Genomic DNA, 18848 nt, shown 5'->3' on the forward strand with positions numbered 1-18848 from the left:
GATGATGGGGCTCTTCTCGCGAAGGGAGAAGCGGCATGGACGGGCGACGGACGATGGCGGGCCTCGCGGCCCTGCGTCTCGGCTTCCTGTGTCTCGGCGTCCTGTGTCTCGGCTTGACCGCATCCCGGAGCGCGTCGGCGCAGAACGCGCCGCCATCCGACGTCAAACCCATCGGCAAGATCGTGATGATCGTCGGCAAGGTGGCGGTCGAGCACGTCGGCGCGGCCGTCGTCCAGACCGCCCTTTCCGACGACAAGGCCGCCGTCAAGGTCGGCGACCCGGTCTACCAGGGCGACGTGGTCAAGACCGGCGCCGACGGCAAGCTCGGCATCAATTTCGCCGACGGCTCTTCGTTCAATCTGTCCAGCAACGCCAGCATGGAGATGAACGAATTCGTCTACGACCCGGGCGCCAAATCCAACGCGAGCCTGTTCAACCTGACCAGGGGGACGGCCACCTTCGTGGCCGGTGCCGTCGCCAAGAGCGGCGACATGAAGGTCGACACTCCGGTGGCGACCATGGGCATCCGGGGCACCACGCCCCACATCGAGGTCTCCGACGACGGCACCGTCAGGTTCTCCACCCTGATCGAGGAGGGCAAGGACCGGGTGCTGGACAAGAGCGGCGTTCCGAAGCGCAGGGCGCCCGCTCCGGCGCGGGAGGGGAGGGCCGAGCGTACCCCCGGCATCTGCCGCGGATGCTGAACGCGCGCCTCGGGGCGGCGTCGATCGTGATCCTGCTGCTCGTGCCGGCCGCCGCACAGAAGCCGAACGAAGGCCAGTTCCGGAACGTCGAGCTGTGCAACGGCGCCGCCGCCCCCGACATGCGGATCATGGCCTGCTCGGCCTTCATCGAGGCGAACCAGGGCGGCCCGTCCTCCCTCGCCATCGCCTACAACAACCGCGGCGTCGCCTACGCCGAGAAGGCCGACTACGACCATGCCGCGGCCGACTTCGAAAGCGCCATCGCGGTCGATCCGGCCTTCGTCAAGGCCGTCAACAACCTCGGAGCGGCCAGACTGAGAAAGGGCGACTACGACGCCGCGATCGAGGATTTCGACCGGGCCGTCGACCTCGCTCCGACCTATGCGCGGGCCTTCGCCAACCGCGCCGAGGCCCGGCTGAAGAAGGGCGATCCGACGCGCGCGGAGCGCGACTACGCCGAAGCGGTGCGTCTCGACCCCGACCTAGAAGGGGCTTGGAGCGGCCTCTGCTGGATCCGGGCGAGTTCGACGGAGGCGCGGGACGCCATGGAGGCTTGCGACAGGGCGATCGGCGCCGGCGCCCACACCTCGGCGACCTACGATTCCCGCGCGCTGGCGAACCTCAGGGCCGGACGTTTCGCGGCGGCGATCGCCGACTACGATTCCGCGCTCCGCATCGACCCGAAGTTGGCGGCCGCGCTGTACGGCCGGGGCCTGGCGAAGGCCCGCCGCGGCGACATCGCCGCCGGCGATGCCGACGTCGCGGCCGCGAAGGCCCTCCGGACCGACATCGCGGAGGAATTCGCGCGCTATGGCGTGCACTAGGTGTGGTCTGTCAGGAGGTTGTCCATCTGGTCTGAACCGAGGCACTCCACTGGACCTATGGATACACGGATTACCGCGGCCGGCTGCGCTCGATGATCTCGGCGGCGCCCTTGTCCAGCAGATCGAGTCCCACGGCACGGCCGAGCTCACGCGGACGGTTGGCAGGGCCAGTGCGCAAGGCTTCGATGATGGTGTTGCCGGAGAGGTCGAGCACGGAGGCGGTGAGCGACATCTGATCGCCGTCGATGGTCGAAAAACCCGCCACCGGCGAGTTGCAGTGGCCGTTGAGCACCCACAGCACTTCGCGTTCGGCATCGGCACAAGCATGCGCCGTGGGATCATCGATCGATGCGAGGATCTGCCGCGTTTGCCAGTCCTGCGCCGCGCATTCGACCGCGACGATGCCCTGCCCCGCCGCGGGCAGCATTTCGGCGGCGGTGAATTCGTAGGCCATGCGATGAGACAGACCCACGCGGTCGAGGCCCGAGCGTGCCATGATCAGTGCGTCCGCCGGTCCCACCGCGCCGCCATCCGGCAGCTTCTGCTTCTCGCCATTGTCGAGTTTTCGCACGCGCGTGTCGGCGGCGCCGCGAAAGTGAATGACTTCGATCTCGGGAAACAACCGCCGCGCATAGGCCGCGCGGCGGACCGCGTTGGTGCCAATTTTAAAACCCTTGCCGCGCGACTGGCGCAGCGCTTCCAGCGTGACGCCATCGCGCAGCACCAGCGCGTCGCTGGCGGGATCGCGCGACAGGGTGGCGCCGATGACGAGGCCCGGTGTGTCCTCGTTGCCCGGCATGTCTTTCAGCGAATGCATCGCCGCCTGCAATTCGCCCGCCAGCACCGCGGCGCGGATCTGCGCCACGAAGGCGCCGCCCTTGCCGCCATGCGGCAGGAGCTTGCTGGTCTGGTCGAGATCGCCTGACGTGTCGAACTTGACGATCTCGACGTCGAGATCGGGCATGGCGGCAGTCAGGCGGCGCGCAATCTCTTCCGTCTGGGCCAGCGCCATCGCGCTCTTGCGGGTGCCGATCCGAATCCGATGTGCCACGATCCGTGCTCCACGTGAGACCTGGGTCCGCGGCAGAAGCCGCGAGCCCCGGACGGCCGACAATCGCAGCCGGGAGGCACAGATTTCACATCGCCCCCTGAACGACAAGAGCAAAAGGTTGCGGACCCGAGGCGACGTTCGAGGCGATCACCTGGACGATGTAATCTCCCGCGGCGGCCTGGGCGATATGGACCAGTTCCACATTGTTCTTCGAATCGAACGCTCCCGCCGGCTGCCCGCTGTTTCCGACGAAAACCGCGCCGTCGGGTGCCCGCACAACCAGGTTGAGATTATTGACGAGCGCCGCCCCCGGAAAATCGGAATAGGCCATCACGACCCGCAACGCAGCGCCCGGCTTCGCCACGGTGACGGTTCGCTGGTCCATCTCGCCGGTCTGGAGGCCTCGTCCCTCCGCAAAGTTCACGCGCAGTGGATCTGGCGGTGCCAGAACCGCGTCGAGATCGACCCGGCCGTATCCCTGATTGTTGTCCAACGAGGACGCCGCGCCGCTCAGAAAGACGGCCGAAGTCACCAGCGTAGCCTTGAGTAGCGCTGCCGATGGCGAGGCGATGCCCCGGTTGGTGCGCAGATACTGCCTGACCACGCCGACGGCGCCCGCGGTGAGCGGCGTCGCCATGCTGGTGCCGCCGTCATACATGTACAGCTTGCTCTGGTCGAACCTCGCCCAACCGAAATTGTTCTCGGCGATCATCCGCGACCGTGTCGACAGGATGAACGTCCCGGGCGCGACGACGTCCGGCTTGATCCGTCCGTCCGCGGTGGGGCCCCGGCTGCTGAAGGCCACAATGTCGTCCGGATTGTCCGACACCTGCGCGGATTTGAGCGGCTCGGCCGGGTAGTCCTTCGGCCAGCTATCGCCATAGGTCATGTGGAATTCCGGCCGGTTGTTCTCGCACGCGCCAACGGTGATGCAGTTTTTCGCGGTCCCGGGCGCCGTGACGCTGCCCAGATCAACCACGCCATTGCGATCTGCGTCCGTGCCATCGTTGCCTGCAGCAAAGAGGATGCAGAAGTCGGGCTTGCTCCAGACAAACTTGTCCAGCTGCTGGCATTGCTCGTCATATTCTCCAGGATTCCCGCCGCCCCAGGAATTCGAGTGAATGCGTGCCCCTTTTGCATAGGCATCGCCGAACAGGACGGCCAGGTCGTTGGGAATCCCGGACAGCAGGAAGCGACCGTTTTTCGCCAGATCGGCTGGGTTCTTCCATTTCATCTCCTGCTCGATCGCCTGGAAGACGAGCCGAGCGCCGGACGACAGGCCGCGGACCGGCCCCGTCAATCCCTGAAAATTGGAGCTGGCAATGCCGCTGCCAAGAACCGAACCGGTGGTGTGCGTGCCGTGGCCACTGTCGAGATCAGCAGGCCCATCATCGCCGCCGGGATTCTTGATGAACCTGCTGTAGTCGCGCGTGATGGGATAGCTCTTGATGAAGCTGATGCGGCCGACGAAATCCGGATGCATGTTGTTCGGGTCGCCACTGTCCAGTCCGGTATCGGCTACCGCAATGATCTCACCGTCACCATTGAGACCTAGGCCCGGATGCCCGAGCGAAGCCGCGGTCCCCATGACGACGGCGGCCCGGTCATTCGACTTGCGCGGAATGGCGCGCTCGGTGATCTGGCTCACGCCGTGGACGCGCGACAATTGCTCGAGCTGGCGCGCGACGGCCGTGGCCGTCGTACGCTTGGTCCCCACGATGAGAACGTCGGAACCCTTGCGCTTGTCGAGGATATCGAAGCCGAGTTTAGTGACCTGCTTGATCGCCTTGGCCGCCTGCGTCGCGCGAAAGAACTGCACCGTATAGACGCCAGCGCGAATGCGCGTGCGTGGCACCTCCGGAAGCCCCTCGCCCAGCGCCTTTCCCGGCCCGGGAATCGTGTCGGCAGCCAGTCGCGCCGAAAACGGGAGATGGCCGACCCAGCGCACGAAGGGCAGCGACGAGACGGCTGCGAGATCCTTCGCCGCCATGTTCGCGATGTAGGAGAACCCCTCATAGGGCTGCACGAAGTCGGCCCCGGCCTTGCTCGCGGCCTTGAGCCAATCCTGCTTGATCGGTCCGATGAACTGCACGATGTAGTGATGCGGCCCGGAGCTCAACCTCGGCGCCTTCTTGTAGGCGGGATGGGCCACTGTCTTGCCCTTTGCATTGATGCGCGCCATCGATGTGTCGATGCCGCCCGCCGCCGGCAGCGTGTACTGATCCGTGATGTCCTCGGTCAGATAATTGCGCTTGATGTCGTTAGCGGCGCTGTCCGGCACTTCGGCGACGGTGAAGGCCGGATAAGTCTCGATCACTCTCAACGGCGAGCCGGCCTTGGTGGCGGCCTCTGAATCATAAATCTTGAGAATGCGCGTCATGACACCCTCCCTGTCAGTTCGTGATGGAAATAAATTGAATTATTGGACCAATCTTACCTTTGGTTGCAATCACATGCAACGCGTAGGGCCACTGAATTTGGCGAAAACAGCCGCGGAACATGCACGCGGCTTCCCACAGGGCTATCGCATATGAAGAAAGACGCGGCGACCAACTCGCTTGCAGCCATCCTTCGAGACGCCCGCCTGCGGCGGGCCCTCAGAATGAGGGTCGCGTTTTGCGGCGAGATATCACACCCTCATGGCGAGGAGCCCGCCATAGGCGGGCGTCGCGGATACAGCGCGGCCGGCGGAAGGAACCTGGATTCGCTTGAGGTCGACGGGCGCGGCCTACCGCGCATCCTCCAATATCATATCGGACGCCTTCTCCGCGATCATGATGATCGGTGCGTTGGTGTTCCCCGAGACGAGGTCGGGCATGATCGAGCCGTCGACGACGCGCAAGCCTTCGAGGCCCCTCACCTTCAGCCGCTGGTCGACCACCGCGAGCGCGTCGTTGCCCATACGACAGGTCGAGGTCGGATGGTAGATGGTGCTGCCGCGCTCGCGGCAATAATCCAAAAGCTCGGCGTCCGTGGATACCTTCGCGCCGGGATCGTACTCGCTGACCACGAACGGCTTCAGCGCCGGCGCGTTCAATATCTTGCGCAGGATCTTGAGGCCCTCGACGTTGGTGGTGCGGTCGGTCTCGGTCGACATGTAGTTGATGCGGATCTCCGGCGGCACCGTCGGGTCCGCGCTCCGGATGCGCAGTGACCCGCGGCTTTCCGGCCGGAGCTGGCACACCGACGCGGTAAAACCGGAAAAATCATGCAGCCTCTCGCCCATCTTGTCGGTCGAGAACGGCAGGAAGTGCACCTGGATGTCGGGCGAAGCCAGCCGCGGATTGGTCTTGAAGAACGCGCCTGCGGTGCCGGCCGCGATGGTCAGCCAGCCTTTGCGGAACAGCGCATAGCACGCGCCGGCGAGCGTGCGGCGGATCGGATTGTTGACGGTGTCGTTGAGCGTAATCTTCTGCGAGCAGCGCATCACGATGCGGACCTGCATGTGGTCCTGGAGATCGTGGCCGACGCCAGCTGCGTCCAGCACGACGTCGATGCCGTGCTTGCGCAGGAGATCCGCAGGCCCGACGCCGGAGAGCTGCAGGAGCTGCGGCGTGTTGTAGGCGCCGCTCGACAGCACGATCTCCTTTCGCGCCCGCGCGCGGTGCACGCTCGCGCCTTGCCGGAATTCGACGCCGACCGCACGGCGGCCTTCGAACAGCACGCGCTGGCCGAGTGCCTTGGTTTCAACCCTGAGATTGCTGCGCGTCCTCGCGGGGCCAAGATAGGCCACCGCCGTCGAGGCGCGACGGCCGTTGCGCGTCGTGGTCTGGAACAGGCCGACGCCTTCCTGCGTGGCGCCGTTGAAATCGGGATTGTAGGGCAGACCGGTCTCGACCGCGGCGTCGATGAAGGCTTTCGACAGCGGATCGGTCACGACCATGTTGGAGACCGGCAGCGGTCCGCCGCTGCCGTGATATTGATCGGCGCCGCGCGTCTGGTTCTCCGCCTTCTTGAAATAGGGCAGCACGTCGTCATAACCCCAGCCGGCATTACCGTGCTGGCGCCAGCGATCGTAGTCCTCATGCTGGCCGCGAACATAGAGCAGGCCGTTGATCGAGCTCGATCCGCCCAGCGTTTTGCCGCGTGGCTGAAACACCTGGCGGCCCTTCAGCTCGGGCTCCGGCTCGGTCTGGTACATCCAGTTGACGGTCTTTTCCTTGAACAGCTTGCCGTAGCCGAGCGGCACGTGGATCCAGATGTTGGAATCCTTCGGGCCGGCCTCGAGCAGCAGCACGCTGTGCTTGCCGTTCGCCGACAGGCGATTGGCGAGCACACAGCCGGCAGAGCCGGCGCCGACGATGATGTAGTCGAACTCGGGATCGGACGGGGCGAGAATGGAATTTGCGTTCATGCGCTATTGTTCTTCTTGTCGGTGTGGGCGTTTCCAGTGTCGTGATTAGCACAATCATGCGCGGAGGCGCAGCGCCTCGACCAGCGACTTGAACGCACGGGCATATTCCGCGCCCGCCCTTGCGATATCGGCGCGCCCGGCGCAAGCGACCGCGGCTTCCGTCACAGCACCGAGCAGCAGCCGCGCCAGCGGCTCGACCGGCTGCCTTGCGATCAGGCCGGCCTCCATCGCCACCGCGAGTGCACGCGGCATCTTGCCGCCAAAGTGTTTTGCGTCGATCTCGCGCCAGCGCTCCCAGCCGAGCACGGCCGGACCGTCGCGCAGAATGATCTGGCCGGTCGGCCCCTTGGCGGTCACAGCAAAATAATGCTGGGTGCCGGCGACCATCGCGGCCAGCACGTCCTTCTCGGCGCGCGCGGTGCTGTCGATCTCGGCGACGAGGTCGCGCGAGACCAGGTCGAACACCGCTTCGAACACCGCCTCCTTGGTCCTGAAGTGATGATAGACCGCGCCCTTGGCGACGCCGGCGGCTTCGGCGATCTCGTCCATCGTCGTCGCGGCAAACCCTTGCATCCCGAACAACCGGCGCGCCGCCGTCAGGATCGCCTCCGATGTCGCGGCCCGCCGCTCCGCCTGCTTCGCCATCAGCCCCGTCTAGTCCAATTCGGCGGATCCCACCAGTTGACTTTTCGACCAAGGGTCGGTATTTACAGACCGTCAGTCGGTTTGTAACTCGAGGTGCTGCCAATGCCGAGCCGTGAGATTGTCGAAGCCTTTGCAAAGCGGTTGGAGGATGGCGATTTTGTCGGAGCGATCCTCGATTACTACTCTCCGGACGCCGCGACGTATGAAAACCAGACCGAACCCATGGTCGGTCGCGACAAGCTCGCGGCCAAAGAGCGCGGCGTGCTGGCGGCCTTCAAGGAAGTCAAGGCGGTGCGGATCGGGCCGAGCCTGATCGAAGGCAATAATGTCGCCTCACGCTGGAAGTTCAGCTTCACCAATGCCGAAGGTGTGACGCGGACACTCGACGAAATCGCGTGGCAGACCTGGCGGGGCGACCAGCTGATCGAGGAGCGGTTCTATTACGATCCGAAGCAGATGGGACGATGAACGGGCGCCCTCAAGGCCGAACTGCTAGCGTCAAACCGCATCCGCCCGCAGCAGCGTATCCACGGTGATGGTTCCCCGCGCGCGCGAAACGCAGGCGCAGATCTTCTGGTTGCTTTGCTTCTGGTGATCACTGAAGAAGACGTCGCGATGGTCGATCTCGCCGTCGACCTCGACGACGTCGATGGCGCAGAGGCCGCATTCGCCGCGCTTGCAGTCGGCTATCACCTCAAAGCCGCTGGCGTTGAGGACATCAAGCATCGAGCGCTCGCGCGGGATTTCGAGCTCGACACCGGAGCCCTTCAGGCGCACGCGGAACGTCTCTGTCGGCAGCGTGCCGCTGGAGCCGAACGTCTCGTAGCGGAGATCGGGAAGCGGATGCCCGGCGCCGATCCAGGCGTGGCGGGCGGCATCGAGCATGCGCATCGGGCCGCAGAACAGCGTCAGCGTACCCTTCGGCAGTGCGGCGAACAGGCTGTCGAGATCGAGCCGCTTGCCTTCATCGCTGGCATGGACGACCAGGCGGTCGCCGAGCAGGCTTGAGAGCTCGTCGAGATAGGCGGCGTCAGCGCGCCCGCGCACGGCGTAGTGCAGCGTGACAGCGGCGCCGCGGCGCGCCAGCGCCTGTGCGGCACTGATGATCGGGGTGATGCCGATGCCGCCGGCGATCAGGCAATAGTTTTGGCGCGTCCAATCGACCGCGAGCAGCGACGACGGCCGCGTAATGTCGAGCCGTGCGCCCGGCGCGAGCTGCCACATGTAGCGTGAGCCGCCGCGGGAATCCTCCGCACGGCGCACCGCGATCCTGAAGCCTTGCGGCGAGGCTTCACCGACGAGCGAATAGGACCGTGTCTCGGGCTGGCCGTCGATGGTGACGCTGACATTGATGTGGCTGCCGACCGGATAGGCGCTGCCATCGAACTGGTCGGGCCGAATCAGGAATTCGCGGATGGCGGGCGCAAGATCGCGGGTCGAGACGAGCGTGGCCGGAATCCAGGTTTCGACGAAGCGCATGGTGCCCTCAATCGGTTGCGGTCATGATCCGCGCCAGCGCCGGCAGCAAATCGAGATGGGTGCGGTTGCGCAGCGCGAGCCTTAAGTTGCGCACCGCGAGCCGGGCGTGCTCGCGCATCACGGCCTCGGCCCGTGCGCCCTCGCGGTTCTCGATCGCGTCGATCACGACGCGGTGGTGCTCCTGCCCGATGATCAGGATCTGCTGCGCCTCGGGCAGTGCCGACTGCGCCATCACGAAGGCGCTCGGCGAGGCGAACGGCAGCGCCGAGGCGCGGTCGATCTGCCGGATCAGCGGCGGGCTGCGCGACAATTCGGTGAGCAGCGCGTGGAAGCGCGCGTTCAGCGCGACATAGGACGAGAAGGCTTCGATCGAGATCGGCACCTGCCGCAGCAGCTCGTCGATCGCGGCGAGGCACTCCTTGAGCGGCTCGAGCTCGCGCGCGGAGACGCCGCGCTCGGCGGCAAAGCGCGCGGCGAGGCCTTCCAGCGTGCCGCGCAGCTCGATGGAATCGGAGATGTCGCGCTCGGAGAACGCTTTCACCATGAAACCGCCGGAGGGAATCGCCTCCAGCAGGCCCTCCTCCTCCAGCCGCACCAGCGCCATGCGCACCGGCGTGCGCGAGGCGCCGGTGGTCTCCACCGCCTGCAGCTCGGAGATGCGCTCGCCGGGACGTAAAGTCCCCGACAGGATCTGGTCGCGCAACGCGAGCTGCGCCTTCACGGTCTGCGAGACGGAGCGGTCGACCTCACGTTCGGCCATGATCTACTCCGCGGCCTGGAGCTGCTGCGGCGGGTTCTCCTTCGCGAGCATCCTGTCGATCAGCTTGCGCATCCACATCGCGCCGGCGTCGATATTGAGATTGTAGAAGATGCGGTCCGGGTTCTCGTCCATGGCGCGCTGCTGCGCCTCCAGGATCAGCTCGTCCTCGTGGAAGATGCCGGAGACGCCGTCGCGGATTTCGGTGGTAATGCGCTGCTCGCCGATCTGATAGTTGCGCACGAACGCCCAGAAATAGTGGCAGGTCTTCTCGGTCTCGGGCGTGATGGTGTTGAGCACAAAGCCGTTGACGCCCTGCGAGCGGTCGCCTTCCGGCGCGCCGGTGCCGGTTGGCGCCACGCCGACGTCGATGGCGATGGTGCACGGCGCCTCGAAGCGGATGATCTGCCAGCGGTCGACGAGGCCGGACTTGCCGAGCTGTTTGGCCCAGAACGGCGGCGCCTCGATGCCGCGCATCCAGCGCGTCACCGTCACCGTCTTCTCGCCATGGGTGACGTCGAACGGCGCTTCGGCGACCGCGTCATTGCCGATGGAGGAGCCGTGCACAAACGTCTCGTGGGTGAGGTCCATGAGATTGTCGAGCACGAGGCGGTAGTCGCAATTGACGCGGATGGTCTTGCCGTCGCCGGCCCAGGCCGGATCGTGATTCCAGTGCATGTCGGGCACCAGCGCGGGATCGGCGAGCGCTGGATCGCCCATCCAGAGCCAGACGTAGCGGTGACGCTCGACGACGGGATAGGCGCGCACGCAGGCAGACGGGTTGATGGTCTCCTGCGAGGGCATGAAGGTGCAGCGGCCCTGCGCGTTGTATTTCAGGCCGTGATAGCCGCAGACGACGGTGTCGCCTTCGAGCCGGCCCTTGGACAGCGGCACCAGCCTGTGCCAGCAGGCATCCTCCAGCGCGGTCACCGCGCCGTCGGCCTTGCGGTACATCACGACGTGCTTGCCGCAGATCGTCCGCGGCAACAGCGCCGGCTTGACGTCGGCGTCCCAGGCGGCGGCGTACCAGGCGTTCATGGGGAAGGGTTTTGTCATTGGGCGATCTCCCAAGGCTTATGTATGCGCTATGTATACAATAGCTGGGAGACGGAATGATTCAAGGCCTGAATTGCCGTATTATAATACCTTCTTCTGATGCTGTGTATACAGGATTAACCCCGTTGTCATTCCCCGCGAAGGCGGGGAATCCAGTACTCCGCGGCGGTCGTTGATTCATCAAATCGGCGCCGCGGAGTGCTGGATCACCCGCTTTCGCGGGTGATGACATCATCTGGGGTAACGATAGCGGCGCTCGGCTCGGTCCCTACGCCCCGAACACCTTCTTCAGCCCGGCCTGCGCCTCTTGCTGAATCCGCTTCAGGTGCTCGGTGCTGCGGAAGCTTTCCGCGTAGATCTTGTAGACGTCCTCCGTCCCCGACGGCCGCGCGGCGAACCAACCATAGTCGGTTTCGACCTTGATGCCGCCGAAGGGCTGGCCGTTGCCGGGCGCCTTGCTGAGCGTGGCGCGGACCGGATCGCCGGCGAGGTCCTTCAGTCCAAGTTGCTCGGGCGTGACGGATTTCAAGATGTTCTTCTGCGGCGCGGTCGCTGCGACGTCGATGCGGGCGTAATGGGGCACGCCGAGCTCGGCGGTGAGATCGCCAAAGAGCTGGCTCGGATCGCGGCCGGTCTTGGCCATGATCTCGGCTGCGAGCAGGCCGAGGATGATGCCGTCCTTGTCGGTGGTCCACACCGTGCCGTCGCGGCGCAGGAACGAGGCCCCAGCGCTCTCCTCGCCGCCGAAACCGAAGCCGCCCGTGAGGAGCCCGTCGACGAACCATTTGAAGCCGACCGGCGTCTCCACCAGCTTGCGGTCGAGCTTCTTGGCGACGCGGTCGATGATCGAGCTCGACACCACGGTCTTGCCGATCGCAGCGCTGCCGCCCCAGTTCGGGCGATGCGCGAACAGATAGGAGATCGCGGTCGCCAGATAATGGTTCGGATTCATCAGGCCGCCGGTGCGCGTCACGATGCCGTGGCGATCGGCGTCGGTGTCGTTGGCAAACGCAACGTCGAACCGGTCACGCATCGCGATCAGGCTCGCCATCGCATAGGGCGAGGAGCAATCCATGCGGATCTTGCCGTCCCAGTCGACGGTCATGAAACGGAAGGCCGGATCGATCGCCTCGTTCACGACACTGGCCTTGAGGCCATAGCGCGCGATGATCGGATGCCAGTAATGTACGGCAGCGCCGCCGAGCGGGTCGATGCCGATATTGATGCCGGCGGATTTGACCAGCTCGAGATCGACGACATTGCCGAGATCGGCAACATACGGGGTAATGTAGTCGTAGGCGTGAACGGTCGACGATTTCAGCGCCCTGGCATAGTCGATGCGCTTCACGCTCCTGAGGCCGTCGGCGAGATAGGCGTTGGCGCGCTTCTCGACGACACCGGTGACATCCGTGTCAGCCGGCCCGCCATGCGGCGGATTGTATTTGTAGCCGCCATCCTCCGGCGGATTGTGCGAGGGCGTGACGACAACGCCATCGGCCAGACCCGACGTGCGGCCCTTGTTGTAGGTCAGGATCGCGTGCGAGATGACAGGCGTCGGCGTGTAGCCGCCGTCCTTGTCGATCATCACCTCGACGCCGTTGGCCGCGAACACTTCGACGGCGCTGACGAGCGCCGGCTCGGCCAGCGCATGGGTGTCGATGCCGATGAAGAGCGGCCCGGTCAGCCCCTTTTCTTTTCTGTAGTCACAAATGGCCTGCGTGGTCGCGAGGATGTGGCCTTCGTTGAAGGAGCTCTTCAGCGAGGTGCCGCGATGGCCGGAGGTGCCAAACGCCACCCGCTGCGCCGGGTCGGCCGCGTCCGGCTTGCCCGCGAAATAGGCCGTCACCAGCCGCGGAATGTTGGCGAGCGCGTCCGGCGAGACCACTTTGCCCGCCGCGGGATCAACATCAGCCACTGAAATATCCTCGTCCTGTCGTACAGAGATTGCGCCACACCATAGCATCGGCCGGGCCCGCGCCAAGGGCACAACACGCGCGGTGGGCGGCTGTTCCGGAGATCGTGCTATGGTCTTCTTTTGATCTGGTCTTTTTTCGAGTCGGCACATGGCGCTGTTTCACAGGCTCTTATTTCTGCTGATTGGCTCGCTCGCGATGGGCTTTGCGCCAGCGCGGGCCGCGGAATTCTACACCGAGGACCTCCGCATCCCGATGACGGAAGCCGGGCCGCAGGGACTGGAGGCGTTTCTGGTCCGCCCGGCCGGGACCAAGCGCTATCCGCTCGCGCTGCTCAGCCACGGCACGCCGCGCAGCTTTGGCGATCGCGCGACCATGACGGCGCATGCATATTACGGCATCGCGCTCGAATATGCCCGGCGCGGTTTCGCCGCGCTGATCGTGATGCGGCGCGGCTACGGCACCTCGCCCGGCGGCCGGGCCGACAGCGCCGGCGGCTGCGCCAATGCCGCCTATTTGCCGGCGGCAGCCGTTGCGATCGCGGATTTGCGCGCGGCGATCGATGCGATGTCGCGCCGGGCTGATGTCACCACGACGAGCATGATCGCGGCCGGCCATTCCGCCGGCGGGCTCGCCACCGTCGCGCTGACGGCGCAGCCGCCGCCCGGCCTCGTCGCCGCGATCAGCTTTGCCGGCGGCCGCGGCTCGCGCGACGATGACGAAGACGTCTGCAACGAGGATGGGCTGGTGCAGGCCTTCGCCAGCTTCGGCAAGTCCTCACGGGTGCCGATGCTGTGGGTCTACGCGACCAACGATCTGTACTTCGGCCCTGACCTGGCGCGCCGCCTCTATGCCGCCTTTCGCGCCGGCGGCGGCAGCGCGAAATTCGTCACGGCACCGCCTTACGGCGACGACGGCCACTATCTCTATTCCGTGGCCGGCCGCCCGCAATGGACGCCTTATCTCGACGCCTTCCTGCGCGAGCGCGGGCTCGCCCACGACATGCTGAGCCCGCCCGATCCGCTGCCGCCGCCGGGCCATTTCAGTGACGCGGCGAAAGCCGAGTTTGCGCGCTATCTCGCCAGCACCATGCCGCACAAGGCCTTTGCGGTATCGCCCAATGGCGGTTACGGCTGGCGCTCGGGGCGCAACACCGTGGACGATGCGCAACGCGATTCGCTCGCGGCCTGCATGAAATGGTCGCCGACCTGCACGCTCTACGCGGTCGACGACCAGCTGGCGGGGACGACACGACAAATCACCACGGATCAAAGCGCCCGCACACGATAGGTACGCGGGCGATCGGATCTTTCGACAGTTGAGATCAGAGCCGCTCGCTGAGCGCGAGCTTGTAGCCGACACCGGTGACGGTGGCGATGACGGGCGTGCCGCTGCCGACGAGCTTGCGACGCAGCCGCGCCACCAGCGCATCGACCGTGCGGATGTCGACCTCGGCCTGGCGGTTGCTGACGACCTCGATCAGATAGTCGCGGCTGAGCGGCCTGCCATCCGCACCGACGAGCGCGGCGAGCAGATCGAACTCGGCGCGCGTCAGCGCCACCGGCTTGCCGTCGCTGCCGAGCAGCTCGCGCCGCGTCAGGTCGATGATCCAGTCGCCGAAGGCGATCGAATTGTGGTTGCGCGCCGCCTTGCGGTCGATCGAGCGCCGCCGCAGCACGCTGCGCGCACGCGCCAGCAGCTCGCGCAGATTGATCGGCTTGGTGACGTAATGATCGCCGGCGATCTCGAGGCCGAGGATGCGGTCGACATCGGTGTCGCGGCGGGTCACGAAGATGATGCCCGCATTGCTGGTCGCCTGGATCTCCCTGGCGAGCTCGAAGCCGTCGCCGTCGGGCAACTGCAAATCGAGGAAGACCAGATCGGTGCGCGCGCGCAGCGCCTGGCGACATTCCGCGCAGGTACCGGCGCCGACCACGTCGAAATTGTTCTCGCTGAAGTAACCGACCAGCATCGTCCGGATCACCGGGTCGTCTTCGACCACAATCAATCGCTCGCGCCCGATAGGACGCAATTCCTGAAGTGCGGAATCGGCCACGATGTTGGATGTCCTGTGTGCGTTTGAGCCGCCCTGAAAATTCAGGCCGCCGCGCGACGCGCTGTCCTGTGAACGTACATTCACGGCTTATTCGAGCCCCCGAAACTGCCTGCTTGAACACTAGGCTTGTTATGCTGCCCAAACAATATTGGTCACGGTATTGAAGTATTAAGTATGAATTGGCCCACACTTCTCACTGAGCGCACCGATGCGCGGAACTCGGCCCGCTTCGGCCCGCGCCCGGCACCAACAAGCCTGCTCATCCGGCTCTGGATTCAACCGCCGGTTAACGTAAAGGAAGGCTTCCGCTTCGGTTTGGACGTCACCGCCTCTATGCTTTCGCATCGCAAGCGCGAGAGAACGGCAAGACCACGGAGCAGGCGTGATGCAGGGGCAGGCCCGGTTGGCTGCCGGTCGGACCGACCGAGGCGCAACGCCCTTCGGCCGCTCGCACAGCCTCGACTTCCTGCGCGGCCTTGCCATCGTCGGCGTGATGGCGATCCACGTCTCGCAATCTTTTCCGTCAAATATCCATGCCGTCGATTACGCCTTCATGTGCGGCTGGACCGGCGTCAACGTGTTCTACTTCGTCAGCGCCATGACAATGTGCCTGATGTGGACACAGCGCACCGAAGCGAGCCCGACGCGCAAATTCTACATCCGCCGCTTCTTGCGCATCGCGCCGCTGTTCTGGCTCGCGATCCCGGTCTACCTGTTCATCAACGGCACGGGCCCGAGCACCAACGCACCGAACGGCATCGGACCGCTCCAGGTGATCCTGACCGCGACGTTCCTGCACGGCTTCTGGCCGGACAGCGTCAATAGCGTCGTGCCGGGCGATTGGTCGATCGCAGCCGAGATGATGTTCTATCTTTTCTTCCCGTTCGTGATCACGGCGTTCGGATCGCGCCGTCATCTCTATCTTGCGCTCGCGATCGTGCTGCACCTCGTCAATGTCTGCCTGTTCAAGCCGTGGGCGTTCGCGCTGTTCTCGGCCTATTACGGCCCCGGCCACGAGGCGTTCGTCTGGAACGCGCTGCACATCAGCTTCCTGAACCAGTTGCCGGTCTTCCTGGTCGGCTGCGCGCTGTTCTTCACGCTGCGCGACGGTTTTGCGAAGTCTGACGCCGCGATCCTCGCAGGCTTCGTCGCGCTGTCCTTTGTCGCCGACCGCGCGACCGGATCGCACGAGTTCAACTATCTCGTGATCAACCTCGTGCTCGGCGCACTCGTGTTCTGGTGCATCCGCCTTGCGATCCGCCTGCAACCACTCGAGGCGCTCGGCCGCAACTCCTATTCGATGTACCTGTCGCATTTCGCGGTGATCTTCGGCCTGCACCAGATCTGGCCGTTCGCGGACGGGCTGGCGTCGCTGCTGCTCGCCTATGTCGTCACGGCAGTACTGAGCTATCTGGTCGCGCGCGCGACCTGGCACCTGGTCGAGCGGCACGCGCAGGATCTGGCGCATCGCCTGACATCTTCGGCGACCAAAGCCGCGCGCGCGGAGCCCGTCACCACGGCTCGCGTGGCGCTCAACAGCCGCAGCGCCGGCGTATGATCGGCCTCATGACGTTCCCACCTCGACCCGGAACGACAACTGCTCCTCTGCCCCGGGTGCGATGTGCATCAGGCCCGGCTTGTCGCTGAAATCGCCGTCGAAGTCTTTGGGGCTGGCATAGCCGCGCCAGGGTTCGATGCAGAGGAACGGCGCGCCTGATGGTTTCGACCAGACGCCGAGTTCGCGAAAGCCGCGCCAGGACATTTTGAGCCAAGGCCCGGTGCCATCCGTGGAGGCATAGCGGACCGCATCACTTTTGACGGGGTCGAGGATGACGGCGTCATTGGCGAACAGGGCTTCCGACAGGGGAAGCACAGTGCCTCGGACGGGGCTTGGATCCGTTGCCGCGAGCAGGAGTCCGCCCTCGACACGGCGAACCGGAGACGGCTCCTCGTTCGTGAACGTCAGGGCGTAGCTCTCTTTCGGCACGCCAGCCTGAAGCGGCCAGTTGAAAGCGGGATGGCCACCGAGCGACGCCGGCAATGTCACCTGGCCGGTGTTGGCGACCGTGAGCGAGAGATCGAGACCGGACTCGTCGAGCGCATAGGCCGCCGTCAGCCGGAACGCGAACGGATAGAGCGCGCGCGTCGCCTCGCTGTCCTCGAGCACGAGCGTGCAACGGCTCTCGCCGCGCTCCGCCCAGACAAAACGGCTGTCGCGCGCAAAGCCATGCTGGGTCATCCGGTAGGTCTTGCCCCGGTACCGCATCTCGTCATTGGCGAGACGCCCGACGATCGGAAACAGCAGCGGCGCATGGCGCGCCCAGGCGGGACCTGCCGGCCAGACGAACTCAGTGCCGTCCTTGTGCTTGAGCGAGCACATCTCGGCGCCGTGCGCCTTGATGGTCGCGGTGAGAGGCCCGCTGCGGATCGTGTGGGTGTCGTCGGTCATGGCAGTCCTCCATCACGCCGAAGGCCCGAAGGGCATCTGGCCTCATGCGAGCAGACCATACCGCATTGGAAACGATTTCGCTCGCCCTGGAACGAGGCGAGCGAACAGCCGCAACGCTCAGTGGCGCATTGCCGTGCTAGGCTCGGGACGACCGTCCCACGCTTTCATAAACGAAGCCGGCCGCAGCCATCTCCTCGGGGCGGTAGATGTTGCGGAGGTCGACGACGACGGGCTGCGCCATGATCGCCTTCAGCCGGTCGAGATCGAGCGCGCGGAACTGCACCCATTCGGTGACGATGACCAGCGCGTCGGCACCTTGCGCGCAGGAATACGCGTCCTCGCAATAGGTGATGCTGGGCAGCTCGCCCTTCGCCTGCTCCATGCCGACGGGATCGAACGCCTTCACCTTCGCACCCATGTCGATCAGGCCGGTGACGAGCGGGATCGACGGCGCATCGCGCATGTCGTCGGTGTCGGGCTTGAAGGTGAGACCGAGCACGGCGATGGTCTTGCCGCGCAGCGAGCCGCCGAGCGCCTGGCTTACTTTCCGCGCCATCGCGCGCTTGCGGTTCTCGTTGACCGCCAGCACGGATTCGACGATGCGCAAGCTCACGTCGTAATCCTGCGCGATCTTGATCAGCGCCTTGGTGTCCTTCGGGAAGCAGGAGCCGCCGAAGCCGGGACCGGCGTGCAAGAACTTGGTTCCGATGCGGTTGTCCAGGCCAATGCCGCGTGCGACCTCCTGGACGTTGGCGCCGACCTTTTCCGAGAGATCGGCGATCTCGTTGATGAAGGTGATCTTGGTCGCGAGGAACGCATTGGCAGCGTATTTGATCATCTCGGCGGTGCGGCGTTCCGTGAACATCAGCGGCGCCTGATTCAGCGACAGCGGGCGGTAGATGTCGCCCATCACCTTGCGGCCGCGCTCGTCGGAGGTGCCGACGACGACGCGATCGGGGAACTTGAAGTCGCGGATCGCGGCGCCCTCGCGCAGGAACTCAGGATTGGAGGCGACGACGACGTCGGCTAGCGGATTGGCCTCGCGGATGATGCGCTCGACCTCGTCACCGGTGCCGACCGGCACGGTCGACTTGGTCACCACGACGGTGAAGCCGGACAGCGACCGCGCGATCTCCTTCGCGGCGGCGTAGACGTAGGAGAGATCGGCGTGGCCGTCGCCGCGACGCGAGGGTGTGCCGACCGCGATGAACACGGCGTCGGCGTCGGCAACCGGCTTCGACAGGTCGGTGGTGAAGTCGAGCCGCTTGGCCTTCACGTTGGTCGCGACCAGCTCGTCGAGGCCCGGCTCATAGATCGGGATCTCGCCGCGATGAAGCGCCGCGATCTTCTTCTCGTCCTTGTCGACGCAGGTGACGTCGTGACCGAAATCCGCAAAGCAGGCTCCGGACACCAGTCCGACATACCCCGTGCCGATCATCGCAATTCGCATGAGAAACTCTTTCCGTTGACGACGGATGCTCCACTGAACACCCTAGACCATTTCTCTATCCGGCCGCACGCCCAACATTAGGGCAGGCTGCTTTGCGCAGCCGAACAAAC

The 18848-nt window shown here is 65.2% G+C and carries 16 protein-coding genes; 5 read left to right on the plus strand and 11 right to left on the minus strand.

What is annotated here, in order from left to right; translation table 11 throughout:
• Window positions 1-35: 35 nt before the first annotated feature.
• Both ABID59_RS23080 and ABID59_RS23085 read left to right on the plus strand, forming a co-directional pair.
• A complete protein-coding gene (locus ABID59_RS23080; RefSeq protein ID WP_354084894.1) occupies window positions 36-704 on the plus strand; it encodes a FecR family protein in 669 nt (222 codons plus the stop codon).
• On the plus strand, window positions 698-1528 hold the full coding sequence (locus tag ABID59_RS23085) for a tetratricopeptide repeat protein (RefSeq protein ID WP_354033791.1): 831 nt from the start codon (window positions 698-700) through the stop codon (window positions 1526-1528). The genes ABID59_RS23080 and ABID59_RS23085 overlap by 7 nt, the downstream gene beginning before the upstream one ends.
• 70 nt (window positions 1529-1598) lie before the next feature.
• Here the strand turns inward: ABID59_RS23085 and hemC are convergent, their stop codons facing one another.
• The 4 genes from hemC to ABID59_RS23105 all read right to left on the minus strand — a co-directional run bounded on the left by hemC (window position 1599) and on the right by ABID59_RS23105 (window position 7578).
• Window positions 1599-2579, minus strand: coding sequence for a hydroxymethylbilane synthase (gene hemC / locus ABID59_RS23090; protein WP_354084895.1), 981 nt, complete (start codon window positions 2577-2579; stop codon window positions 1599-1601).
• Window positions 2580-2664: 85 nt separating this feature from the next.
• Window positions 2665-4959 (minus strand): S8 family serine peptidase, encoded by a 2295-nt coding sequence (locus ABID59_RS23095; protein ID WP_354084896.1) that lies wholly within the window; start codon window positions 4957-4959, stop codon window positions 2665-2667.
• Window positions 4960-5307: 348 nt separating this feature from the next.
• The gene (locus ABID59_RS23100) at window positions 5308-6933 is read right to left on the minus strand and encodes a GMC family oxidoreductase (protein ID WP_354084897.1); all 1626 of its coding nucleotides are present in this window, start codon (window positions 6931-6933) and stop codon (window positions 5308-5310) included.
• Window positions 6934-6987: 54 nt separating this feature from the next.
• Window positions 6988-7578, minus strand: coding sequence for a TetR/AcrR family transcriptional regulator (locus ABID59_RS23105; protein ID WP_354033796.1), 591 nt, complete (start codon window positions 7576-7578; stop codon window positions 6988-6990).
• 102 nt (window positions 7579-7680) lie between these two features.
• On the opposite strand from ABID59_RS23105, the gene ABID59_RS23110 reads away from it, so the two are divergent.
• A complete protein-coding gene (locus ABID59_RS23110) occupies window positions 7681-8046 on the plus strand; it encodes a nuclear transport factor 2 family protein (RefSeq protein ID WP_148753056.1) in 366 nt (121 codons plus the stop codon).
• Window positions 8047-8076: 30 nt separating this feature from the next.
• Here the strand turns inward: ABID59_RS23110 and ABID59_RS23115 are convergent, their stop codons facing one another.
• The 4 genes from ABID59_RS23115 to pgm all read right to left on the minus strand — a co-directional run bounded on the left by ABID59_RS23115 (window position 8077) and on the right by pgm (window position 12785).
• Entirely contained in the window at window positions 8077-9057 is a 981-nt protein-coding gene (locus ABID59_RS23115; protein WP_148753057.1) for a PDR/VanB family oxidoreductase, read from the minus strand.
• A gap of 7 nt (window positions 9058-9064) precedes the next feature.
• On the minus strand, window positions 9065-9817 hold the full coding sequence (locus ABID59_RS23120; protein ID WP_148753058.1) for a GntR family transcriptional regulator: 753 nt from the start codon (window positions 9815-9817) through the stop codon (window positions 9065-9067).
• Between the two features lie 3 nt (window positions 9818-9820).
• A complete protein-coding gene (locus tag ABID59_RS23125) occupies window positions 9821-10870 on the minus strand; it encodes an aromatic ring-hydroxylating dioxygenase subunit alpha (RefSeq protein WP_354084898.1) in 1050 nt (349 codons plus the stop codon).
• A gap of 268 nt (window positions 10871-11138) precedes the next feature.
• Window positions 11139-12785, minus strand: coding sequence for a phosphoglucomutase (alpha-D-glucose-1,6-bisphosphate-dependent) (pgm, locus tag ABID59_RS23130; protein WP_354084899.1), 1647 nt, complete (start codon window positions 12783-12785; stop codon window positions 11139-11141).
• Between the two features lie 148 nt (window positions 12786-12933).
• Between pgm and ABID59_RS23135 the strand changes: the two genes are divergently transcribed.
• Entirely contained in the window at window positions 12934-14073 is a 1140-nt protein-coding gene (locus ABID59_RS23135) for an alpha/beta hydrolase family protein (RefSeq protein WP_354084900.1), read from the plus strand.
• Between the two features lie 34 nt (window positions 14074-14107).
• Here the strand turns inward: ABID59_RS23135 and ABID59_RS23140 are convergent, their stop codons facing one another.
• Window positions 14108-14923, minus strand: coding sequence for a response regulator transcription factor (locus ABID59_RS23140; protein WP_148753062.1), 816 nt, complete (start codon window positions 14921-14923; stop codon window positions 14108-14110).
• A gap of 301 nt (window positions 14924-15224) precedes the next feature.
• Between ABID59_RS23140 and ABID59_RS23145 the strand changes: the two genes are divergently transcribed.
• Complete coding sequence (locus ABID59_RS23145) at window positions 15225-16397, plus strand: acyltransferase family protein (protein ID WP_354084901.1); 1173 nt, start codon at window positions 15225-15227, stop codon at window positions 16395-16397.
• Window positions 16398-16403: 6 nt separating this feature from the next.
• Here ABID59_RS23145 and ABID59_RS23150 read toward each other — a convergent pair whose 3' ends face one another.
• Together ABID59_RS23150 and ABID59_RS23155 are read right to left on the minus strand one after the other, a co-directional pair.
• Window positions 16404-17288, minus strand: coding sequence for an aldose 1-epimerase family protein (locus tag ABID59_RS23150; RefSeq protein ID WP_354084902.1), 885 nt, complete (start codon window positions 17286-17288; stop codon window positions 16404-16406).
• A gap of 136 nt (window positions 17289-17424) precedes the next feature.
• Window positions 17425-18738 (minus strand): UDP-glucose dehydrogenase family protein, encoded by a 1314-nt coding sequence (locus tag ABID59_RS23155; RefSeq protein ID WP_354084903.1) that lies wholly within the window; start codon window positions 18736-18738, stop codon window positions 17425-17427.
• Between the last annotated feature and the right edge of the window lie 110 nt (window positions 18739-18848).

The organism is Bradyrhizobium sp. S3.3.6 (genome assembly GCF_040546905.1).
In the GTDB taxonomy this organism is placed as follows: Bacteria; Pseudomonadota; Alphaproteobacteria; order Rhizobiales; family Xanthobacteraceae; genus Bradyrhizobium; species Bradyrhizobium cytisi.

Coding starts and splice junctions, on each gene's coding strand:
- ABID59_RS23100 (WP_354084897.1), bottom strand. CDS start 6,933: ATGAACGCAAATTCCATTCTCGCCCCGTCCGATCCCGAGTTCGACTAC.
- ABID59_RS23155 (WP_354084903.1), bottom strand. CDS start 18,738: ATGCGAATTGCGATGATCGGCACGGGGTATGTCGGACTGGTGTCCGGA.
- ABID59_RS23145 (WP_354084901.1), top strand. CDS start 15,225: ATGCAGGGGCAGGCCCGGTTGGCTGCCGGTCGGACCGACCGAGGCGCA.
- ABID59_RS23095 (WP_354084896.1), bottom strand. CDS start 4,959: ATGACGCGCATTCTCAAGATTTATGATTCAGAGGCCGCCACCAAGGCC.
- ABID59_RS23125 (WP_354084898.1), bottom strand. CDS start 10,870: ATGACAAAACCCTTCCCCATGAACGCCTGGTACGCCGCCGCCTGGGAC.
- ABID59_RS23150 (WP_354084902.1), bottom strand. CDS start 17,288: ATGACCGACGACACCCACACGATCCGCAGCGGGCCTCTCACCGCGACC.
- ABID59_RS23120 (WP_148753058.1), bottom strand. CDS start 9,817: ATGGCCGAACGTGAGGTCGACCGCTCCGTCTCGCAGACCGTGAAGGCG.
- ABID59_RS23080 (WP_354084894.1), top strand. CDS start 36: ATGGACGGGCGACGGACGATGGCGGGCCTCGCGGCCCTGCGTCTCGGC.
- ABID59_RS23110 (WP_148753056.1), top strand. CDS start 7,681: ATGCCGAGCCGTGAGATTGTCGAAGCCTTTGCAAAGCGGTTGGAGGAT.
- ABID59_RS23115 (WP_148753057.1), bottom strand. CDS start 9,057: ATGCGCTTCGTCGAAACCTGGATTCCGGCCACGCTCGTCTCGACCCGC.
- ABID59_RS23135 (WP_354084900.1), top strand. CDS start 12,934: ATGGCGCTGTTTCACAGGCTCTTATTTCTGCTGATTGGCTCGCTCGCG.
- ABID59_RS23105 (WP_354033796.1), bottom strand. CDS start 7,578: ATGGCGAAGCAGGCGGAGCGGCGGGCCGCGACATCGGAGGCGATCCTG.
- ABID59_RS23085 (WP_354033791.1), top strand. CDS start 698: ATGCTGAACGCGCGCCTCGGGGCGGCGTCGATCGTGATCCTGCTGCTC.